The sequence below is a fragment of the Arachidicoccus sp. BS20 genome (assembly GCF_001659705.1).
Taxonomy (GTDB): Bacteria; Bacteroidota; Bacteroidia; order Chitinophagales; family Chitinophagaceae; genus Arachidicoccus.
In genome coordinates, this window is the sequence record NZ_CP015971.1 from 230,729 (window position 1) to 253,213 (window position 22,485).

Here is a 22,485-nt window from a genome sequence, read left to right on the forward strand (position 1 = left end):
TTGATAATGAATAACAAGAAATTTTTGAACTATCACATATACTTATTCGCAATAGTCGTTTTGGTAGCTGCGACAGGCTGCGAAAAGTATGTAAATATCAAAACACAAGGCATTAATGTTCCGGGCGAATATTCCAATTATCGTGATTTGTTGAACAATACTTCCACTTTTGAAAGAGTGGGCGCAGCCATCAGTGATTACGCGTCCGATGATATACAATTTAAGGACAGTTCATCGGAAGTAAATACCATGCTGTCAAGCGATTACTATGCGTGGTCTATCAACAGTTACAGGTGGCTGGATGTAATTTATTCTCCAACAAGCGCCTATTATTATCAGGATGATAACTGGAACAATATGTATAATGTGATTACCAATGCAAATATTGTGCTTACAGAGCTTCCATCAGTTACGGACAGTTCGGAATCTGCAAAAAACGAATTGCTTGCAGAAGCTTTGGTGCATAGGGCTGATGCGTATTTTAATCTTGTTCAGACATATTCTAAGCCTTACAATGCGTCAACAGCAAGCACAGATTTAGGTGTTCCATTAATTTTGAAAGAAACAACCACGCAGTCATTGAAAAGAGCAAGCGTTGAACAAACATACAGTCAAATTATTACAGATTTAAAAACGGCTTTGCCCAATTTGCCCACAACGCAGCAGTTTACGACATTACCATCGAAAGCATCGGCTTATGGCGAGTTGGCACGCGTTTATTTGTATATGGCAGATTATACGAATGCTAATGCGTATGCCGACAGCGCTTTGGCGCTCAACAGTTCTTTAAATGATTTAAGTACAGTTTCAGGGGCTATTTCAAGTGCAAATTATCCGGTAAGAAAAAACGACCCTGAAATTTTATTATCCAAAGTAGTTATTCAGGGAATTGCCTATTCGTCCACAGCCATGCGCTTGAGCGATACGTTGCTGAAAGAGCTGGGTACGAAAGATTTGCGTTATCAGTTATTTACAAAAGATGGAACAACCGTTATTTATGATGCTACAGACACGGCAAGCAGGTATTTTACAAAAGATATGTCTTTGGGCGAAGCGCGCAACATTGGTCCCAGCGTGCCGGAAATGATGCTGATAAAAGCGGAATACTATGCTCGCAATAACCTGCCTGCTGATGCTATGACATGGGTAAACAAGCTGCGTGTAAAAAGATTTAAAGCGGCAGATTATGTTGCACTCACAGCAAGCGGCGCGGACGATGCGTTGAAAATAGTAATACAAGAACGCGACAGAGAATTTTTCTGCCGCAACATTCGTTGGTGGGATATGCGCCGTCTGAAAGACGACAGCCGCTTCGCGGAAACGCTCACACGTGTAATTAATGGACAAACGTACACGCTTGCTCCGACAAGCAACCGCTATGTGTTTCCTATTGCGGCATGGAATCTTCAGTTGAATCCAGAAATTGAGCCGAACCCGTAATTAATTAAGAATTGCCAAGTTGAGATTTCTTCCTTTAGTCGAAATAACAATGTTGGCGTTTTCTTGTTCATCAAAAATTGATGATGAATAAAAATTGAAATCTGTGTGTCGTCATTTCGAAGGAGGAACGACCGAGAAATCTCAGAAATTGTTTAAGTTAATTGTAAAAAATGAATAATGAACATTGCAAATTCTATGTTCTGTGAGGAACATTGGATTGGTAGTCGATGCAAAATGATGAATCAAGCGCTCCGAAGAAACGCATGATTAGCTTAAAATACATTTTCTACCAGACAAATGTTCCTAATGGAATAAAATGCAGCTCTAAATTGCTCGTTACAAAAATTATTTTAATTAACTTAAACAGCCCCTCAATCCAAATAATAAGTAAATATAAAATGAAATTTAAGCATAGTTTTTTATCTCTCGCAGCGTTTGGGTTATTAAGTCTTCAATCAAATGCGCAAAGCACACAAGGTCGGTTACAAATAGAATCGCCAAAAATCTTTCCCGGCGATACGGTTGCAATGATTTATCATGTTGATACCGCGCAATTCAAAGCAGGACAACAAATTTATTTAAGAGCGTACATTTTTGATACATCTTATCATTGGTCGCTTATGGAGACGAAAATGCCCAAAATGTCGCGCGATTCTTTCCTGATAAAATTAAAATTTCCCGCTCCGCAAAATGCGGGATTGATTGCCTTTGCTATGACGAACAAAGCAGCCGATACTGTTGATAATAACAATGATATAGGATATTATATCATGTGCGGAAGCAGGAATAATATGTTTGAAGCCGGCGCGGAAGCGGGCTATGGACTGATGCGTGCGCCGCGCTACGGCTATGGTGTGCCGGAGTATTTCAAAAATTTTTCCATCAGCGACACGGCTGTATATATGTGGCTGAGCAACGAAATAATAAGGCATCACGAATCGGCTGGTCGTTTAGTATTGCCGTATGCAGAAGCCATTTCCGGGTATAAGCACGAAAATGCAATTCCAGAATTAAGACGCGCGGTTAATTATCTGGTTGGTAAGGAAGCAAGCGATGAAAATTATTTTAAAGCGTGGATAATTGCCAAGCAAAATTTGAAAGATACCGCATTGGCGGATTCTATTCACAATATCGCCATGCAGCAATACCCAAACGGCTTGATGAAGAAAAAAAAGGATTATCAGTACCTGCAATCGCTTCGCAAACCCGAGGATGTGATTGTTGCGGCGAGCGCTTTTTTGAAAGCATATCCATATCATACAACTGATGAAAACACCGACAAAATGCTGAACGTCAGCTATACGTTTGTTTATTGGCAATTGGCAGCCTGTTACATTGCTTTAGGAAAAAAAACGGATGCTTTAAAGCTTGTTGATGAAATGCCGTTTGACAATTTACCTGAAGTGTATTACAAGCTTGTTGAAATTCCTTATGCTGATTGGAAAACGCTACCTGCCGACAGTGCCTTGTATTTCTCACAGCCGATTTTTTCACGATGGAATTATTTTTTGCAAAACAAGCCGCACGAATATTGGTATATGAGTTCGGGCGAATGGAATGTGTTTGTCAATAAAATGACGTTGAGAGATAAAGTTATACAAGCACGAATATTGTTGGAAAACAATAAAATAAATGATGCGCTTAAAATGGCAACCGATGCGCAAGAACAAATGCAATACAGTTCTGCCGACCTGAACCAAACGCAGGCAACACTTTTTGAAAAACTGAAAAAGAAAGATGTGCTGCACAATCTTTTAGTAGAAAGCGTTCGGCATAATCAGGCGACTTCCGGTATCCTCGAAATGCTGCGCAAAGAATATGTTGTGCAGCATAAAAGTGATGCAGGTTTTGACAATTATGTTGAAAGCCTTAAAGATACGCATACCATGGAATTGCTGCGTGAAGAAGTGCGCAAGTCTGCCGTGAACATAACGGCTGCGCCATTCTCGCTGCAAGACCAACATGGTAAAACAATTTCTTTAAACGAGTTAAAAGGCAAAACGGTGGTGCTGGATTTTTGGGCTACCTGGTGCGCGCCGTGCAAGGCATCTTTTTCCGGAATGAATATGGCAAAAGAATATTTTAAGAACGATAAAGATGTGCTGTTCTTTTTCATAGATACGCAGGAAACAAAGCCGGATTACAAAAAGCAAACGGTTGAATACGTGAAATCCAAAGGCTTCGATTTTCATATTCTGTATGATACTACAAGCGGTGTGTATCAAAAATATGCATCATTAATACATATATCGGGCATTCCTTTTAAAGTGATTATCGACGGCAATGGGCAAATACGTAATACCAATGTAGGCTATAAAGGCAGTCCCACAGGGTTAAAAGATGAAATTGTGGAAATGGTAAAAGCGGCGAAAGAAAAATCTTTTACAACTAATTAGAAATGAAAACAATTAAACTTATCGGAATAATACTGTGTCCATTTATTTTCTCAATTTCCTTTGCCCAAAACGCATTACCCTACAAGCAAGACAGTGTTTTGTTTTATAATCGGGATTCAAGCATTCGTTACGGCGCAACTATAACAATGCCTTTGCACGGCAAAAATTTTACGGCAATCGTCTTGGTTTCCGGTACGGGAAAGCAAGACCGAGACGGCTCAATGGCAGGGCATCCGATATTTTCGCAAATCGCGGATTACCTTACCCGGAAAGGCTTTGCCGTGCTGCGTATGGATGACAGAGGCGTAGGACAGACAACCGGAAAATACGAAGATGCTACGACCGAAGACTTTGCAAATGATGCGCTTGTTGCTTTGCATTATTTGCAAAAATATAAAAACATTAATCCGCACAAAATAGGACTGCTTGGACATAGCGAAGGCGGCGCAGCCATTTCTATTGCTGCCGCAAAATCAAAAGATGTGGCTTTTCTTATAAGTATTGCGGGCTTGGCAATGAACGGATTGGATGCATTGATTAAACAAAATGAAGACCTTGTTAATCACTCGGTATTGAGCGATACAAATAAAGTCCGTTCCAATGAAATTGATAAGCTCATGTTTATTACTGCTTATGAATATGCCGATTCGGCAAACATGAAAGATAAACTGAACGAAACTTATGACAATTGGAAGAAAAGAGATGATGCTTATTTCAATACATTAAACGTTAAGTTTGACCATTTTAGATTTCCCGTTTACAGTTACATTCAGTCGGCAACAACACCTTGGTATCGTTATTTTATCCGTTACAATGCGCAACTGATTCTTAGTCATATAAAAGTTCCTGTGCTTGCGCTCAACGGCGATAAAGATCTAATGGTTTCTCCGGACAATCTGAAAAATTGGGAAAATTATTTATCAGAAGGTGGTAATAAAAATGTTACTACGGTTTTATTGCCCGGACTAAACCATTTGTTTCTTCATTGTGAAACCTGTCAAATAAATGAATATGGCAGTCTGCATGAAGGTTTTTCATTAGAAGCACTGAATATTATAGATGGGTGGTTAAAAGCGCTTCTCTATCGATCAGATACCCCGCCGACGAAACAAAATAACTTGCATTAAGACACCTGTCAGTAGAAGATAATGACCAAGGATGTATCCTTTGAAATACTTGGAATGTATCATTGTGCCACGTGTTGAAGTAATAAATTTGTTTCAGGATTTTCTTGCAGAAAATTTTATTCAAAATGAATATTTAAACCAACAGATTCGTGAAGCAGCCGCGGTCGGAGGAGATATTATGAACGCAGAAAATACGCAGAAGTCATTAAGAGTTTCTATTACGGAAAAGTTGTTGAATAAAACGAAACACTTACTATCGAAAAATTGACAAACAAGCTGCTTTATTTGACGAGCCGACAGAAGAAGCCGAAACTTCAAAAAGAAATATTGTTACAATGGAAAAACAAATCAAAATTCTGATTGAGCATTTAGAATTCCGCTATGGAAATGCGGCATTCAATTATACCGATAGCAAAACAAGCACAACGCTTGAATTTGAAATTGAGAATATTGAGCTAAGACCGGAATTTGAGGTGCTGAAACCATATTTTGTAAAAGTGTCGAAATCCAAAAACATTTCGGTAGAAATATTTGCAGAATTTGAAAATGGGGCTTTTTATCTGATGAGACAAAATATGTAACTAAAAAATCGGGACCATGTTGACTCGATTTTTTAGTTATATTTTGTGATACAGTATCGCGTATAGAGAAAATTGAACCTCGTGGCGATTTAATCTTTAATCATGCTGTTCAATATTTTCACACTCTCGCGGATATACACATCTTTGGAGACGTTTTTAATCCAGTTTTGATACATCCCTTGTTCCGCCTTATTTGAATTTTTATAAAATTTATTATAATCGGTTTGGGAAGCTGTTACGGATAACGGAGTAACAGAGGCGGCAGCTTCTCCGGCTATATCCTGTAACTTCTGAACGCTTGACAGATTTTTCCTGTATTGTACTAAGTCCAAACTGACCGGCATATTTCTATTTGTTTTTTGCAGGTTATTGACTGCAATTATAGATTTGAAAACCGGATTATTGTCCACTGATTTTTGTGCTTCGGACAGAATGTTCTTCATGTTATAAGCCGGTTGCCATGGCGTGTAGGCTGCCGATGCAATTTCATCCCAAGCTAAAGCATTCCGATTGTCCTTTTCCTGTTTGTGCAGCGCTTCATATAAATCCGGTATTACAATGTCGGGCGATACGCCTTTCAGTTGCGTAGAGCCGCCGTTGATGCGATAGAACTTTCCTATCGTTAGTTTTAATTCGCCATATTCCGGCAAATGATTTGAGCCTGTTTTGCCAAGTGGTAATTGCATTTGCGCCGTACCTTTTCCATAAGTAGTGGTACTGCCGATAATGATAGCGCGATGATAATTCTGCATAGCACCTGCAAATATTTCTGCTGCCGATGCGGTCATTTCATTTACCATTACAGTCATTGGTCCGGAATATAATAAACCGGAAGAATCTGTATTATAGTCCGGCACAATTTGTCTCTGTTTTTTGCCATTTGTGTATAGCTGCAATTGTAATGCGGGTCCTTGTGGAACAAAAAAGCCTATCATTTTAGCAGCGTCTGCTACCGAGCCGCCGGGGTTGTTGCGCAGGTCGATAATCAGTCCGTCAATGTTTTCGGTTTTTAGTTTTTCAATTTCTTTCTTTACATCTGTAGAGCACTGTACACCTGCATTTGAACCGAGATTGGCATAAAATTCCGGCAGATATATATACCCGATTTTTTTATTATTGTCCCGGATGATGAGGCTTTTGGCTGAAGCCTGTTCTACATTTACTTTTTGTCTTGTAAGGCTTACTTCCTGTACCAAGCCGTTTGATGCTTTTCTGATAGCAAGTTTTACAGTGGTGCCTTCTGCGCCATGTACCATTTTGATAATGTCAATCATTGAGTAACCGGAAATGTCTTTCATCGGTTCATTGCCTTCGCCTATTTTCAAGATAGCATCTCCTACATCTATTTTTTTGCTTTTCCATGCAGCTCCGCCGACAATAATTCCCGTGATAACCGGTTGCCCGTCTTTCAGGTTCGGGTCTAATTGAACACCTATGCCGTAAAAACTGTTGGTTAAAGATTCCTGAAAGCTACGCTCTTCTATCGGAGAAAAGTAATCAGTGTGCGGGTCGGTCTCGTGCGCGATGGCATTTACAAAAAGACTGAATTGCGCCATAGTGTTAAATGCTTCTGCATTAAACCTGCTTTCAAAGTAGCGGTCATAAAATGCTTTCACGCTGTTGCGGGCTTCTTTTTCCAGTTCGGCATTTGATTTTTTACTGATATTATCCGTTGGTTTGGCTTTTTCTTTTTGTGTAAGCAAATTGCTGTAAGCCAAAAGTGTCCTGTATTTTAGCCGTTGCCGCCATGCCTGTATGTCGGCTGCTTCATCGGCGGGATAATGCAGGCTGTCGGTTAATGGTTGGTACAGCTCATCTTTGGAAAAATTAAATGGCTTGGATAATATTTCTGTGTAGAGCTCCTTTAGTTTTGTCCTTCTTTTTTTGAAAATAACAATCGCTGCGGGATAAAAATCCATCGGCGCATTGCCTTCAATTTCATCGTCAATGGTTGTCCGGTATTTGCTCAAGGAATCAATATCGGATTGCAGGAAAATATTTTTTTCGCCGTCCAGTTGTGTGAGGAAATTATCGAATACTTTTTCGGAAAAAGCATCATCAAAAGGTTTGGGGGAATAATGCTTTTGTTGAATCATTTTCCCGATGCTTACCAGCAGTTGCTGTTGTTGCGCCAATGTATCGTTTGTATTGGCAGCAGGTGTTTGAGAGAATAATGCAGGCGCGGGCAAAAGTAATGCGCCTGCAAGGAGTTGTTTAATGTTCATTTTTCTTAGTTAAAATAATTTGTGCCGGTTACTTTTTAAATATCTCTGCCAGCTTGCTTTCCAAAGCATCGCCGCGTAGGTTTTTTGCTATGATAACACCATTCGGGTCGATAAGAAAATTTTGCGGAATGGCAGTTACCATATACAATTGGGCTGCGGCATTTTCCCAACCTTTGAGGTCAGAAACTTCCGTCCATGTAAGACCGTCTTTTTTAATGGCTGCGAGCCATGCGTTTTTGGTTGAAGTGCCATCGAGGGAAACGCCGAGAATATTAAAGCCTTTGTCTTTGTATTCATTATAAGCTTTTACTACATTCGGATTTTCGGCGCGGCAAGGCGCGCACCAGCTTGCCCAAAAATCGACCAGCACATATTTGCCTTTAAAAGAAGAAAGGCTTACCGGATTGCCATTTACATCATTCTCCGTAAAGTCGGGGGCTTTAATGCCCACAGGCACTTTTTCTTCAGCAGCTTTTTGTTGAGCTTCCTTGGCTTCTGCTATTGCTTTGGCTCTTTCTTTATTCTTTGCCACTAAACTGTCTATTTGCTTCGCCAATATAGTTTGCCGTGCCGGTGCGGGAATATTCTGTGCCAATGTATCCTGCATGGCAGGCGTGACATAGCCGGTAGATACCAATGTGTAAGTGAGATAAGGCGCTATTTCCGAGTTGGGATTTTTGCGTACATACACAATCAGGCTTTCCAGCGAGGATGACAGCAAATGATAAAATTTTTGCATGGTTGCCTGCTTAAAAGCTGCGTCTGTTTTAAAACTGTCTGATGTCATTTCTTTATTAACTTCTACTGACAGTTTGCGATTTTCAGTAAGAATGCTATCATATTCATTTTGAGTTTTTGAACCGTTGCCTGTAACGGTTATTTGGTTAAAAGAACCATCGGATACAATATTCAATTCTCCTTTATCCAAAATCAATTGGGCTATGCTTTTTGCATCTTTAAAATCGGGCGGATTATTGAGGCTCAATTGCGCACCTACGGCTTTTTCAGTAATACCGGTAATTTGATATTTGCCGTTTTGTACCATGGCGCTGTCCGTAGGCTTATGCAAAAAAGGTGCGTAGATAAGATAGACCTTGGAAGGAATATCTGTCATATTTTTAAACGAACCGTAAATAGTAAACGGAACCTGTTGCGCCTTTGCGGCGAACATAACACATATAATCCCGATACCTGCTGAACATATCCTTTTCATTCTTTTTTGTTTTATTATGTTTTTTAAAATAATGCTTTGTTTTTTGATTCCTGCATTTTTAAACCATTAAGGGAGTTTAGGTGCATTAAGACTTAATTTTCTTAATGCCTTAATGTTTTATGAGATTGCCGCCTGTGCGGCAATGACGGTGCAGGCGTTTTCCGATTCTTCATTACCCCAACATTTTAAAGAACTTCTTGTTTTGTTGCCGTGGTGCGGACGAATGCAGCCACGACATATTGTTTCTGTACTTACTCTTTACTCCTGGTAACCCGGTGTTTGCGTCAGATTCGGGTCTTCCTGAATGTCTTTGGTAGGGATGGGCCACCATTGCTCGAAGGATTGCCAACTGCTACCTTTTTGCGGAGATACTACGTTCATTACTTTATCTAAATTGCCCGTTCTTCGTAGGTCGAAGAAGCGATGCCCGCATTCTGTAAAGAGCTCTACCTGCCGCTCGTGCAGTATGGCAGTGAGTAGAGCGCTTTGAGATGATGCCGTGGTGTTCGGTAAGCCCGCTCTTGTTCTTACCATATCCAAATCTTCTTTTGCGCCTTCAAGATTATTGTTGTAAGCGCGCGCTTCCGCACGAATCAGGTATTGTTCTGCAAGGCGAAGCGGCACAAGATATTCTGTTGAAACGGCTGTTATGTTTGTACGTACCTTATATTTATAAGCATAATAATAAACTGCGGTAGAAGTAGTAGAACTATCCACCCAGTTTACACGTCTTTGGTCGCCCGGTTCAAAAGCACTAAGCAGGTTGCTGCTTAATACACCATTTACCTGAGATGCCTGCGGCGTAGTATCGGCAATAACAATATACGCAGGGGCATCCGGAACAACATTGATTAGGTGCGATGGGTCAAGCCCCCAAATCATTTCTTTACTGGTGCTAAGAAAAACATTGTTCAAAGATGATTCAAGTTGGTAACCGGAATTGCTGATAACGCTGTCCGCCTGTGCTTCCGCATCCTTATAATCCTTAGTATAGAGATATACTCTTGCGAGCATGGCAGTTGCCGTCGCTTTGTTGGGACGCGCCCGGTCAGTGGTTTGGTTGCCGTTCAGGTCAATATAATCATCGGTCAATAAAGACTGCGCCTGCTTTAAATCGGAGATAATTTGCTTATACACATCGGCGGCAGGATTTCGGCTTAATGTATTGTTAGTAGTATATAGCGAAGTAGTTGCCAGCGGCACGTCGCCATAGAGATTCGTCAGATAAAAATACAGGAAGCCGCGAAGGAAATAAGCCTCGCCGAGCCATTGGTTTTTGTGCAGCAGGCTCGAATCTGTTGTGATGCCTTCGATGGCGCGGTTCACGGAATAAATACGGTTATAAATCCCTGTCCACATACCACCTGTATTATCGCTTACAACCGTATTCAGATACAAAGGCTGTATAGCTGTATTGTTGGCGCTTGCTTCATACGTTAGTTCGTCGGTATAAAGCCCGGAGTATTGTCCAATGCTGCCGTTGCCGGAAAGAACATCAGAGGTTATAATCTGGCTATATACATTGTTGAGTGCGGCAACAACGGAAGCATCGTTGGTAAAGACCGCCACTCCGGCTATATTATTGGTAGGTAACGGAATGCTCAGGAATTTTTTACACCCCGAACCGATGATTGTAATAATTGCAAGTATCCAAAACAGCCTGCGGAAAGAAAAGGTAATTTTATTTTGTACTTTTTTCATAATAGTTCAGTTTAAAAAGTGATGTTTAAGCCGCCGGTAAAAATGCGTAATGGCGGCATCAGGTTCGGGCTCAGGTTTTCGGGGTCGAGACCACCATATTTTGAAATGGTCAGCAGGTTTTGCCCGGAAGCATATACCTGCAATCTTGAAATACCTGCTTTTTTCAGCCACTTCGGCGGGAAAGTGTAGGCAATATTTGCATTGCTTAACCTTACGAAAGCTGCATTGCTGTATGCGCCTGTGCTAAAACGGAAATTATTCTGGGAAGTTAAGGCGAGTACACTTTGACTGGCTCCCTGAAGGGTAGCTTTATCGCCCGGTTTTTGCCACATTTCTTTATATGCTTCAGTCGTAATATTCTGATTAAAGTAGCCGGGTTGGTATGGTAAAGAGCCGGCGTAGGTAGGACCGTCTTCATCTACAAAGTAAAACATGAAACTGAGTGAGAGTCCTTTGTAGCTGAATGTATTTTCAAACCCACCATAGAATTTGGGCCCAAGATTCTTAAATACAGTTCGGTCTTTAGTTTGGTCCAATTGCGCCCCTGACCCGTAAGAGAAAGGACCCGAGTCTCCGGCAGCATTGGTAAAAATATATTGACCGGTTTGGGAATCTACGCTGTCATATTTATACAGCAGTATACCGGTAGTCGGCTTCCCGATTTGGTAGCTAAAATTCTGTAACTGCGCTAAGCCCGGAAAAGAAACGAGCTTGCTTTTCGGGATAGTCATATTCAACATAGTTCGCCATGAAAAGTTTTTTGACTCGATATTTTTAGTAGATAAGCTAAACTCAATTCCGTAAGTACGGATAACCGCCGGCGAGTTTTTGGGAAATTGACTAAACCCTGTAACTGTTGAAATCGGCTGTTGTATCAACTGGTTGGATGTTTTCCTGTTGTTAAAGTCCCCGTCAAGCGTAATACGGTCTTTTAGAAACTGGAGCGTAAGCCCCACTTCACTTTCCTTATTACTTTCCCATTGAAGATTGGGGTTGGCAATTCTGGTCGGACTCAACCCTTGAGAACCCTGGTAAGAGTTAGAATTTAACGTGTAAATATCAACAAACTGATAATCGCCAATACCATCACCGCCTACTGTTCCATAGTTAGCTCTCAATTTGGCAAAATCAATAAATGATATATTGTTTTTAAACCATTTTTCGTCGCTGATAATCCATATGCCACCAATGGAACCGAAGTTGCCGAATTGCTTGTCGGAACCAAAACGGGTGGAGCCGTCGCGCCTACCATTGAGGTTGAGGATATATTTATTGTCGTAGGTATAGTTGATAACTCCAAAATAACCCGCATACCTGTTGGGCGTAAGGTTATAATATTCGGAGGTATTGACTTGTGCGGCAGAAGCCGGGTTGTACATCAAAGCATCGCTTAAGAAACCCGAGCCGGTAAGATAGTGATTGTCCGTAGAGCGGTCTTGTAAAGTACCGCCTGCTGTAATGTTCAGTCTGCCTTTGGCACCGCCCAATAATGTGGTATAGTTCACATTCGGCTCAAGGGTAAGCGTGTGAATGGTATAATAATTCAGTACACTGTTTACCTCGCTGGTGCTGAACCCGGTAGGGTTGAAGTATTCCGAAGGAAAGCCCCTGAACTCTTTTGCCGATAACAGGTTATAGCCGCCGGTTAAGTGAATGGTTAAGCCTTTTACGGGAACATAATTAAAAGACAGATTGGCTAAGAGATTGTTAGTGGTATTATGATATTGTTCGAATAAAGATTTAGCGGGATTATCAAATCCGTCAATGTCCCAGTTAAGCTTGCCGTCAGCAAATAGCGACGGTGCATTGGGCGCCAGATTAATGGAAGCATTTGTAAAGTCGAATGGCACCATGGTATTGACATCGGTAGAAAAATTTCCGGAGAAATCGACTGTCAGTTTTTTATCCGGTGTGGTGCTTCTGATATCGTAATTCATACCGCCGCTTCTGTCGTGTCCTTTGCCGCGCTGCACACTTTGCAAGTCATTGTAAAAAGCGCCTATAATGAAATTCAGGTTCTGTGTGCCGCCTGAATAAGTAGCATTTAATTTAGTAGTCATGGCATTGGTACCGGAAAAATATTTTTGCCAATCGGTATATTTTGTCGTGTCCCATTCGGTTAAATCATACGTTGGGAAAAGACTATTCAGCGCCGGATTAATGGCGCCGTATATTGCAGCGAGCGGATTATTGCCATTCGCGGAGTCATTGAGAAAGGCTTCCCGCCTCATATTGAGATATTGCTGTGTGTTGAGCAACTTGGGTGCAGAACCTCTTGCGGATATACCTGAATAAGTATTGAGATTTAATTTAGGCTTACCGGCACTCCCGTGTTTAGTGGTAATAATGACTACGCCATAGGCGCCTCGCGAGCCATAAATAGCCGTAGCATCCGCACCTTCCAGCACATTGATACTTTCAATTTGCGAAGGGTCAAGATAATTCAACGCATTGCCACCCTGCAAAGGATTGTTGCTTTGAGAAACGCCTGTTACGTTTGTTTTATATAATGGTAAAGTGCCACTTCCATAAGAACCCCCATTACTGCCGCCAGCCGGATAAGCCACACCATCAATCACATATAACGGAGACTGGTCGTCAATTGTGCTTCTTCCGCGAATGGTTACATTAAATGCACCACCGGGTGTACCGGTAAGTTGCTGTATAAACATACCCGGCACCCTGCCTTGTATAGCCTGCAATACATTGGGTACAGGATTTTTTTCTATATCCTTTGCAGTAACAGTGTATGCCGTGCCTGTGTTATAGCGCATACTTGTTTTGCTGTATGCCATTGTTTGTACTACGTCCAGTTCGTTGTCGGACGGACGGAGCATTACATTGATAAAATCGGATGTTTTTACCTTGAGCTTTTTTGTGCCAAAACCTGTATATGAAACTTCTATTTCTAATTGAGCATCTTTGATGCCCGATAAGTGAAACAGACCTTCCGTATTGGTAAGCGTGCCATAGTGTTTATTCGCAATAATGACAGTAGCATTAGCTAACGGTTCTCCAGCTTCGTTGGTTACTTTACCGTTCAAGTCATTGGATTGAGAAGTTATTATTTGGCTTACAACTTTTCCATTGCTTGAAATAGCTTCAGGCTTTCGAATGACAATAATGATTTTGTTTTTGACCGTGTATGTTATGGGTTGCTCGTTGAACACGGTACTTAAAAACTTTAACAGCTCCATATGTTTAGCGTCAATAGTAACCGGATTTGCTGTGTTTAACAGCGTTGGCGAAGCAATAAACTGGTATCCGGTTTGTTGTGAGACTTGCTTTAATACTACGGCAAGTTTCTCTTCTTTCACATTCAGGCTTACTTCCTGGCTAAAGACTCTGCTGCCGCACAGGAGAAAAATTAGTGTAAAAGAAACCCCAATAAATTTAGCAAAGCGGCGTTTTTTGTATGCAAGGTGCCGCCCATGCCTTGCGTAAGCATAGTTAAACTTCATATTTTATTAAAGTTTTGGAGTTTTTAAATATTCATAATCATCAAGAATTAGTCTTCAATTTTAGAACACTATCTTTGCCGCATGCATTCGGAGAGACTTGTTTTAATTTTTTGAAAACCTTTATGTCTAAGCTTAGTTCGCAATTTTTAAATTGTTATTCAGTTTTTCCGGCAATTACCGTAATGGTTCTGCCTTCTACTTTGAAATGAACTTCATTTGTTGTTTGAATAGCTTCGAGAATATCGCCTATATTTTCTCTTTTAGATAATAATCCTTCAAAGTGCACATTGTCCACATTTCCTTGGTATTGAACAGATATATCGTACCACCTGGCTATTTGCCGCATGATGTATTTAATATCCCTGTTATTGAAAATAAAGTTGCCGTTAAGCCAAGCCAATGTTTCCGATGTATCAGCCTGACGAACATTTAAAGCTGTATTATTGGCACGTAATATCGCTTGTTGTCCCGGGTGTATAATCACTTGTTTCGAGCTGTCGTTTAAGGCAGATACCCGAACCAATCCATGTATTAGTGTCGTACGTTCGGCAGATTCATCATTGTATGCCATCACATTAAATCCTGTGCCGAGCACGCGGACTTTTGTTTTTGATGTATGTACAATAAAAGGCTTTTTTTCGTTATGGATTACTTCAAAATACGCTTCGCCTGTAAGTTCAACATCGCGCTCGCTGCCGTTAAATGCGGTAGGATATTTTAGCGAAGATGCTGAATTGAGCCACACTTGCGTGCCATCGGGAAGAGTAACTTTAAAGCGTCGTCCGCGAGGTGTCTCCAGCATATTGTATGTAACAGCATTTGTTGTTTGTTCATCGGCTGGATTATTGATATAAGCAATTGCTCCGTTCCGATTAACAATTGTCATATTTCCTTGAGACGTGATGCTTCCTTGTCCGGCACTATCCAATAATATTTTTGTGCCGTTACTCAATGTAAGTATAGCGCCATTATGACCGGGCACAATAGCGCTCGCAGCTAATTGCAGTTTAGTTTTGGTATCTCGTTTTTGTATAAATAAATATCCGCTTAGTGATAAAAGTAAAAAGACTGCTGCCGCAGCAGCCCACCTGTATGCAGGCTGCACAGCTTTTTTGTTGGTTGCCGAGTTGTTTTCATCGGAATGAATGCGTTGTAGTATTTTTCTTTCTATCCGTACGGAAAGATGCTGTTTGTTTTCTTGTGGAAGTGTCTCCAAAATGTCTGCTTCCTGTTCATAATGTGCATAATATTTTTCCAAGAAAGCTATTTCTTCGGTGGTCGCGTGACCGTCAAGAAATTTCTTTATCAGCTTTTGTAATTGTTTTTTATGCAATATTGAACTCATTTTTTCCCTTATGCTTGTATATGTACCCAAAACGGAAAATTAGCCCAAAGAAAAATGAAGTTTTTTTTAAGTTTTATGCAAATGGCAATAAGAAAGAAAATATGTATTTTTAAATAATATGTTCAATAGGAGAGTGAACTTGGGCTTACATAAGCATAACAGAAAGAAATTGGGAAAGCTTTATGCGAAATGATTCGAGAGAAGTACCTAACTGGTTACGAACAGTTTTGGGAGAAAGGTTCAGTCGTTTGGCTATTTCCGGGGAACTCAGATTTTCAAAATAATGCAGTTGAAAAATCTCTCTCCTTTTGGCGGGGAGTGTTTCCATCCAGGAATCAATAAGTGCAGCAAATTCTTTGTATTTTATACCCGCATCTGCATGATAAGTCGGAGAACCCATTTGTTCGAACAATTCAAAAAATGCCGCGCCGGTGTTTTTTCTTGTTACGATTTTATAAACTTGATATTGCACGGCAGTGCGTAGATAGCCGGGAAGATTGGAGATAATTGTTTGTTTGCGCCGTATCCACAAATCCGTAAACACATCCTGCACAATCTGCTCGCACAGTTCATGGTCTTTCAGCCGTTTGTAAGCGGTATTGTACAGCAATTCCCAATAACGGTAATACAATGAAGTAAAAGCGACCTCATCGTCGGAGCGCATTGCGTGTACCAACTCTTCGTCCGTATATGTCAGGTAATCAGGCACTATTATCGTTTCTAAATTTTGGCGTAAATTTAATGGTAATTTAACAGATATATCCAAAAATAAATTTTCAATCCTTTTTGTGAAACAACAGAATCTTCAAAAATCCTAAGATTTAAAGACGTTGTGCCGGTGTAGCACAACCGGAAATATAAATGGAAATTTCTTTTTGTTTTCATGAAATGAGCCATAAGAACTTTGCATACCCAAAGCGATGATTATTTATGGCGAAACGGAGTTTGGCGAAGCCAATTCCATCTGACAATTAAAAAATAAACAGATGAAATGCCCATAAGTATTTTACATACCCAAAGCGATGATTATTTAGAGGCATTCTATGTGGCAATTAAAAAAAATAAAAAATAAACACATGAAAAAAATATTCTTATTTTTAAGAAAAATTACAACACCAAATTCAGCCCGAAACGATGCAGGAATTTTATCACAAATGGTATTCGCCTATCATTGGTAAAGACATGGAAATGCTTGTATTCGGGCATTCCGGACGACCGGTTATTTTATTCCCGACTTCGCAAGGTAAATATTATGAAGCAAAAGACAGGGGGTTGATTCAGTCGGTAGAATGGTTTATCGATAACGGTTTTGTGAAAATTTATTGCGTCGATAGTATTGATTCATGGAGCTGGTACAATAAAAATGTTCATCCTGCGACACGTGCATATAACCACACTTTATACGACAGGTACATTGCCGAAGAAGTGTTGCCACTTGCATTACACGAAACAGGCTGGCATACGGCAACCGTTGCCGGGTGTAGCTTTGGCGGCTATCATGCAGCGAACTTCGCGTTCCGGCATCCTGAAAAAAATCATGCGATGATTTCAATGAGTGGCGTATTCGACATTAAATCGCAGGTAGATAATCATTATGACGATAATGTTTATTTCAACAATCCTGTTGATTATTTACCGAATGATGATAACGGCGCTTTGTGGCAATTGCAAATTATTTTGGGAACTTCTTATGCCGATATTTGTTACACACAAAATGTGAGACTGTCCGAAATTTTATCAAAGAAAAATATCAATTACCGGCTGGATATTCGCGGTAATGCGCCGCACGACTGGAATATGTGGCTTGAGATGTTTCCGCATTATTTATCTGTTTTATAAAATTTACCGACATAAAAGAACATCATGAAAAACTCAAAAAAAATCGGAATACTCTTTGGCAAAGAGAATACTTTTCCGCAGGCATTCATTGATAAAGTAAATGAATTGGCAAACGGTAAATTTATTGCCGAAGCAGTCAAAATCAACAAAGCTGTTCAGGGCGAAGCTACTGATTACGCTGTGATTATCGACAGAATTTCACAAGACGTGCCGTTCTATCGTGCGTATTTGAAAAATGCTGCACTGAATGGAACGGCTGTTATCAACAATCCGTTTTGGTGGAGCGCCGACGAGAAATTTTTTAATAATTGCCTTGCCACGAAAATCGGTGTGGAAGTGCCGAAAACCGTGATTCTTCCGTCATATCAGCTGCCCGATGATACATCAGAAGAATCGTTCAGGAATCTTGCCTATCCGTTGGATTGGGAAAGCATTTTTGACTATGTGAAGTTTCCCGCATACATGAAGCCTTTTGCCGGCGGCGGTTGGAAATCGGTGTATCGGTTGGAAAATAAAGAAGATTTTTTTGATAAGCATAAAGAAACCGCTCAACTCGTAATGTTGTTGCAGGAAGAAATTGTTTTTGAAGAATATTACCGTTGCTATTGTATTGGCGGAAAGTATGTAAAGATAATGCCTTATGAGCCGCGAAATCCTTTTCACTTGCGGTATTCAGCGAATTTCAATCCGTCAGAAGAATTGTACAAAAAATTAGAAAATGATGTATTAACACTTAATCAATATCTCGGTTATGATTTTAATACGGTTGAGTTGGCTGTAAGAAACGGCGTTCCTTATGCTATTGATTTTTGTAATCCCGCACCTGATGCTGACAGAAATTCTGTAGGCGAGGAAAACTTTAACTGGGTGGTGGAATATGCAGCAAAGTTTGCGCTCGAAAAGGCATCGGCTTTTGAACCGGGAAAAGACAATCTTACCTGGGGGAAATATTTGCAAAGCGCTGTCGCGATGCAGGCGTTAAAATAAGATAGTTATCGGTTATCTGTTTATTCGTTTTCAGGATTAAATAACAGACAATCGACAACAGATAACAAATGACAAATAACACATAATAACAGTTGGTATGAATTTCCAACAATTTACCATCGGTATTGAGGAAGAATATATGATTGTAAATCCCGAAACACGGGAGCTTACGTCGCATCAAAACAGAATCGTAGAGCAGGCAGAAAAAGATTTGCTGAACGATAAAGTGAAGGCGGAGCTGCATCAGGCAGTCGTAGAAGTCGGCACGTCTATTTGTCAAAATGCAGAGGAAGCGTACCACGATGTGCGCTTGCTGAGAGAAACAATAGCAAAATATGCAAACGCCGAGGGCTTGCGAGTGGGTGCGTCGGCAACACATCCTTTTTCGCTTTGGCAAACACAATCCATTACCGAAAACCCGCGCTACCACGAGATTGTAAATGAAATGCAAGATGCAGCGCGTTCCAATTTAATCTTTGGTTTGCACGTACATATCGGCATGGCTACGCGCGAAATGGCAATACATATCGCTAATTCTGTCCGGTATTTTTTGCCGCATATTTACGCACTTTCGACTAATTCGCCTTTTTGGGAAGCTCGCAACACGGGTTTTAAATCGTATCGTTCAAAAGTGTTTGATAAGTTTCCGCGCACAGGTATTCCCGATTTTTTTGAATCAATTGAAGAATACGATAATTATATCAAAGTACTGATTAAAACAAAGTGCATTGACAATGCGAAAAAAATCTGGTGGGATTTGCGTGTGCATCCGCATTACAATACCATTGAATTTCGTATTTGCGATGTAATGCTTACGACTGATGAAACTATTGCTGTCGCTGCATTGTTTCAGGCTGTGTGTGCAAAATTGTACAAGTTGCGCATGCAAAACATGAACTACATGATTTATAAACGTTCTTTCATCAATGAAAATAAATGGCGCGCATCGCGTTACGGTATTGACGCATTGCTGATTGATTTCGGTAAAGAGGAGGAAGTACACACAAAACTTCTGATTGGCGAGTTGCTCGATTTTATTGACGACATAGTGGATGACTTGGGTTCGCGAAGCGCAATCAATTATGTTCCGAAGATTTTAGAACACGGCACCGGTGCAGACAGGCAGCTTGCTGTATTCCATGACACACATGACTTTCGTGCAGTAGTTGACTTTGTGTGCGACCAGTTTTTGAAATAAAATTATCTTTGCAGCATGATTAATGAGCAAGGAACACGCATCGCGGTTCTTGATATGAACAATGGGTTTAAAAATCAGGGATTACGTTGCATTTTGGAAATTCTGAAAAAATATGAAGCGGAAAAAGACACTCCTTTTCATGTTGTAGTATTTGACGTACGCCAAAAAGATGAAGTGCCCGATACTTCATTTGATGTGTATATTTCGAGTGGAGGTCCGGGCTCTCCGTTTGATGAAGAAGGTTGGTTGTGGGAACAAAAATTTTTCGCACTCATCAACCGCTTGTATAACCATAATCTAACTGCGAACGACGAACATAAAAAACACGTATTTTTTATTTGCCATTCATTTCAACTCGCTTGCCGTTTTTTTAAAGCGGGAAAAGTTTGTAAAAGAAAGTCCACTTCGTTCGGAGTATTCCCGATTCATAAAACACATGAAGGATTGAGCGAGCCGCTTTTTAAAAGTCTATCCAATCCGTTTTATGGCGTTGATAGCCGCGATTATCAGGTAATTGAACCAAATCTTGAACGTTTAAATACGATGGGGGCAAGCATTTTGGCGATTGAAAAAGAGCGTCCGCATGTGCCCTTGGAAAGAGCAATGATGGCAATTCGTTTTTCTCCGGAAATGATTGGCACGCAGTTTCATCCCGAAGCGGATGCGATGAGTATGCGCGAACATTTGTTGCAAGACATCAACAAAGAGCGCGTTATCAATGAGCATGGAGAGGAAAAATACTATGATATGCTGGACAAGCTGGAAGACGAAGACAAAATCCTGCTCACGCAAAAAATTATTCTTCCGGCATTTCTCGATGAAGCGCTGAAAAGTCGTGTAACTGCAAGTAACGTTTAACAAAATATTTTTCGGAAGAACTTAAACTTTGTTTGACAGAAATGTTCTTATTTATGTTTTGCATTAATCGATAACAATTAAAAATTAAAACATGAAATGAGCCCATAAGAACTTTGCATACCCAAAGAGATGATTATTTGGCGAAACGGAGTCAATTCCATCTGACCATTAAAAACAATTAAAAAATAAACAGATGAAAAACATTTTAAAGCGATATAAAGTATTTATTGTGCTAGTACTTGTTGCAATGTGCATGAGTTCCTGCTATGTCGATTATCCGTATGGAAACGGTTATTCTCATGGGTATTACGGCAGACATCATTACCACAGACCACCCCATTATCATCATTATTACGGTTATTAAGAAATAAAAAAAAGTCCCGTCGAAAATTAATTTCAGCGAGACTTATGTTTTACATTATACCATACACACAGCACAGCGTTTCTGCTATTTCTTCATTTCTTTTGCCCAACTGTCTTTCAGTCCGACAGTTCTGTTGAATACAGGCTTTTCGGGTGTTGACATTTTATCTTTTACAAAATATCCTTTACGCATAAACTGATACGCCTTGTTTTCTTCGTCTTCTAATAACGCAGGTTCGGCAAACGCCGTTGAAATCTGTAAAGAATTTGGATTGAGATAATCAGTGTATTCTCCTTCAATATTGTCCATATCTTCGGCAGTAAATAATCTGTCGTATAACCGCAACTCAATCGGTTTTGCATATTTGGCACTTACCCAATGTAATGTACCTTTTACTTTAATGCCCGAAGTATCGTTGCCACTTTTACTTTCGGGAATATATGTACAATGAATTTCGGTAATATTGCCATTTTCATCTTTTACAAAATTGTCGCAACGTACCAGATATGCATATTTCAGACGAACCATTTGTCCCGGTGCAAGACGGAAAAATTTCTTCGGCGGTTCTTCCATAAAGTCTTCGCGCTCGATAAAAATTTCTTTTGTAAATATGACATTTCTTGTTCCTGAATTTTCTTCCTCAGGATTATTCTCGCCTTCCAAAATTTCTTCTTGTTCTTCATGATAATTTGTAATGATGACCTTCAACGGGTCAAACACAACCATTCTGCGCCAAGCCGTTTTATTCAAATCTTCTCTTACAAAAAATTCCAGCAAACTCAAATCAATCAGGTTGTCGCGTTTAGCCACGCCGATGCGTTCACAAAAGTCACGGATAGCTTTGGATGTATAACCTCTGCGGCGCATTCCTGAAATTGTGGGCATTCGCGGGTCGTCCCAGCTTTCAACAATCTTATCGTTGACAAGTTTTAATAATTTGCGTTTACTCATCACGGTGTAGGTCATGTTGAGCCGCGCAAATTCGTATTGATGAGAAGGGAAAATTTCCAGTTTTTCAATCAGCCAATCGTACAACGGACGGTGCGGAACAAATTCCAGTGTGCAAATGGAATGTGTAATGTTTTCGATGCTGTCGCTTTGTCCGTGCGCAAAATCGTACATCGGGTAAATACACCACGTATTGCCCGTGCGATGATGCTCCGCATGTTTGATGCGATATAAAATCGGGTCGCGCAGCAACATATTCGGAGAAGCCATATCAATTTTTGCACGCAACACTTTTTCGCCGTCTTTATATTTTCCTGCACGCATTTCTTCAAACAAATGAAGATTTTCTTCCACGTTTCTTTCGCGGTATTTATTGCCAACGCCAGCGGTTGTAGGCGTTCCTTTTTGTTGTGCAATTTCCTCGCTTGTGCTGTCATCAACGTATGCAAGCCCTTTTTTGATAAGGTTTACAGCGAACTGATATAATTGTTCAAAGTAGTCGGATGCATATAATTCCTGTGCCCAGCCAAAGCCTAACCATTTAATATCTTCCTTAATACTATCGACATATTCGGTTTCCTCTTTTTCGGGATTGGTATCGTCAAAACGAAGATTGGTTTTGCCGCCGTATTTCTGTGCCAAACCGAAATTTAAGCAAATGCTTTTGGCATGCCCCATGTGTAAATAGCCATTCGGCTCGGGTGGGAAGCGCGTAAGAATGGATTTGTATTTTCCTTCCTGTAAATCGTTTTCTACAATTTCTTCGATGAAGTTCAGTGATTTTTCTTCGCTCATTCTGTGT

Annotated in this window: 15 protein-coding genes; 8 read left to right on the forward strand and 7 right to left on the reverse strand. The window is 40.4% G+C overall.

Annotated elements, in window-relative coordinates; genetic code table 11:
* Positions 1 to 6 precede the first annotated feature (6 nt).
* The 4 genes from A9P82_RS01040 (at position 7) to A9P82_RS01060 (ending at position 5,544) form a co-directional block, all read left to right on the forward strand.
* Positions 7 to 1,440: a RagB/SusD family nutrient uptake outer membrane protein gene (locus A9P82_RS01040; RefSeq protein WP_066203184.1), complete on the forward strand. Its 1,434-nt coding sequence runs from the start codon at positions 7 to 9 to the stop codon at positions 1,438 to 1,440.
* Between the two features lie 398 nt (positions 1,441 to 1,838).
* The gene (locus A9P82_RS01045; protein ID WP_197492203.1) at positions 1,839 to 3,836 is read left to right on the forward strand and encodes a TlpA family protein disulfide reductase; all 1,998 of its coding nucleotides are present in this window, start codon (positions 1,839 to 1,841) and stop codon (positions 3,834 to 3,836) included.
* A 2-nt stretch (positions 3,837 to 3,838) separates the two neighbouring features.
* Entirely contained in the window at positions 3,839 to 4,963 is a 1,125-nt protein-coding gene (locus A9P82_RS01050; protein WP_066203195.1) for an alpha/beta hydrolase family protein, read from the forward strand.
* Between the two features lie 335 nt (positions 4,964 to 5,298).
* On the forward strand, positions 5,299 to 5,544 hold the full coding sequence (locus A9P82_RS01060) for a hypothetical protein (protein ID WP_066203199.1): 246 nt from the start codon (positions 5,299 to 5,301) through the stop codon (positions 5,542 to 5,544).
* Between the two features lie 89 nt (positions 5,545 to 5,633).
* Here the strand turns inward: A9P82_RS01060 and A9P82_RS01065 are convergent, their stop codons facing one another.
* The 6 genes from A9P82_RS01065 to A9P82_RS01090 form a co-directional block, all read right to left on the reverse strand.
* Complete coding sequence (locus tag A9P82_RS01065; RefSeq protein WP_066203202.1) at positions 5,634 to 7,769, reverse strand: carboxy terminal-processing peptidase; 2,136 nt, start codon at positions 7,767 to 7,769, stop codon at positions 5,634 to 5,636.
* 28 nt (positions 7,770 to 7,797) lie between these two features.
* Entirely contained in the window at positions 7,798 to 8,982 is a 1,185-nt protein-coding gene (locus tag A9P82_RS01070; protein WP_082915154.1) for a TlpA disulfide reductase family protein, read from the reverse strand.
* Positions 8,983 to 9,240: 258 nt separating this feature from the next.
* Positions 9,241 to 10,683, reverse strand: a complete 1,443-nt coding sequence (locus A9P82_RS01075) for a RagB/SusD family nutrient uptake outer membrane protein (protein WP_082915155.1) — start codon at positions 10,681 to 10,683, stop codon at positions 9,241 to 9,243.
* Between the two features lie 11 nt (positions 10,684 to 10,694).
* On the reverse strand, positions 10,695 to 14,144 hold the full coding sequence (locus A9P82_RS01080) for a SusC/RagA family TonB-linked outer membrane protein (protein ID WP_066203210.1): 3,450 nt from the start codon (positions 14,142 to 14,144) through the stop codon (positions 10,695 to 10,697).
* A gap of 154 nt (positions 14,145 to 14,298) precedes the next feature.
* Positions 14,299 to 15,489 (reverse strand): FecR family protein, encoded by a 1,191-nt coding sequence (locus A9P82_RS01085; protein ID WP_066203212.1) that lies wholly within the window; start codon positions 15,487 to 15,489, stop codon positions 14,299 to 14,301.
* Between the two features lie 145 nt (positions 15,490 to 15,634).
* The gene (locus A9P82_RS01090) at positions 15,635 to 16,198 is read right to left on the reverse strand and encodes an RNA polymerase sigma factor (protein WP_082915156.1); all 564 of its coding nucleotides are present in this window, start codon (positions 16,196 to 16,198) and stop codon (positions 15,635 to 15,637) included.
* A 425-nt stretch (positions 16,199 to 16,623) separates the two neighbouring features.
* Here A9P82_RS01090 and A9P82_RS01095 point away from each other — a divergent pair, with 425 nt between their 5' ends.
* From A9P82_RS01095 to A9P82_RS01110, 4 genes are all read left to right on the forward strand, one after another.
* On the forward strand, positions 16,624 to 17,328 hold the full coding sequence (locus A9P82_RS01095) for an esterase family protein (RefSeq protein WP_066203214.1): 705 nt from the start codon (positions 16,624 to 16,626) through the stop codon (positions 17,326 to 17,328).
* A gap of 24 nt (positions 17,329 to 17,352) precedes the next feature.
* Positions 17,353 to 18,315, forward strand: coding sequence for an ATP-grasp domain-containing protein (locus A9P82_RS01100; protein WP_066203217.1), 963 nt, complete (start codon positions 17,353 to 17,355; stop codon positions 18,313 to 18,315).
* Between the two features lie 97 nt (positions 18,316 to 18,412).
* Positions 18,413 to 19,513: a carboxylate-amine ligase gene (locus A9P82_RS01105; RefSeq protein ID WP_066203220.1), complete on the forward strand. Its 1,101-nt coding sequence runs from the start codon at positions 18,413 to 18,415 to the stop codon at positions 19,511 to 19,513.
* A gap of 15 nt (positions 19,514 to 19,528) precedes the next feature.
* Entirely contained in the window at positions 19,529 to 20,371 is an 843-nt protein-coding gene (locus tag A9P82_RS01110) for a type 1 glutamine amidotransferase (RefSeq protein ID WP_066203223.1), read from the forward strand.
* Between the two features lie 448 nt (positions 20,372 to 20,819).
* On the opposite strand, the gene A9P82_RS01115 is transcribed toward A9P82_RS01110, so the two are convergent.
* Positions 20,820 to 22,478 (reverse strand): glutamine--tRNA ligase/YqeY domain fusion protein, encoded by a 1,659-nt coding sequence (locus tag A9P82_RS01115; protein WP_066203226.1) that lies wholly within the window; start codon positions 22,476 to 22,478, stop codon positions 20,820 to 20,822.
* Positions 22,479 to 22,485: the final 7 nt, after the last annotated feature.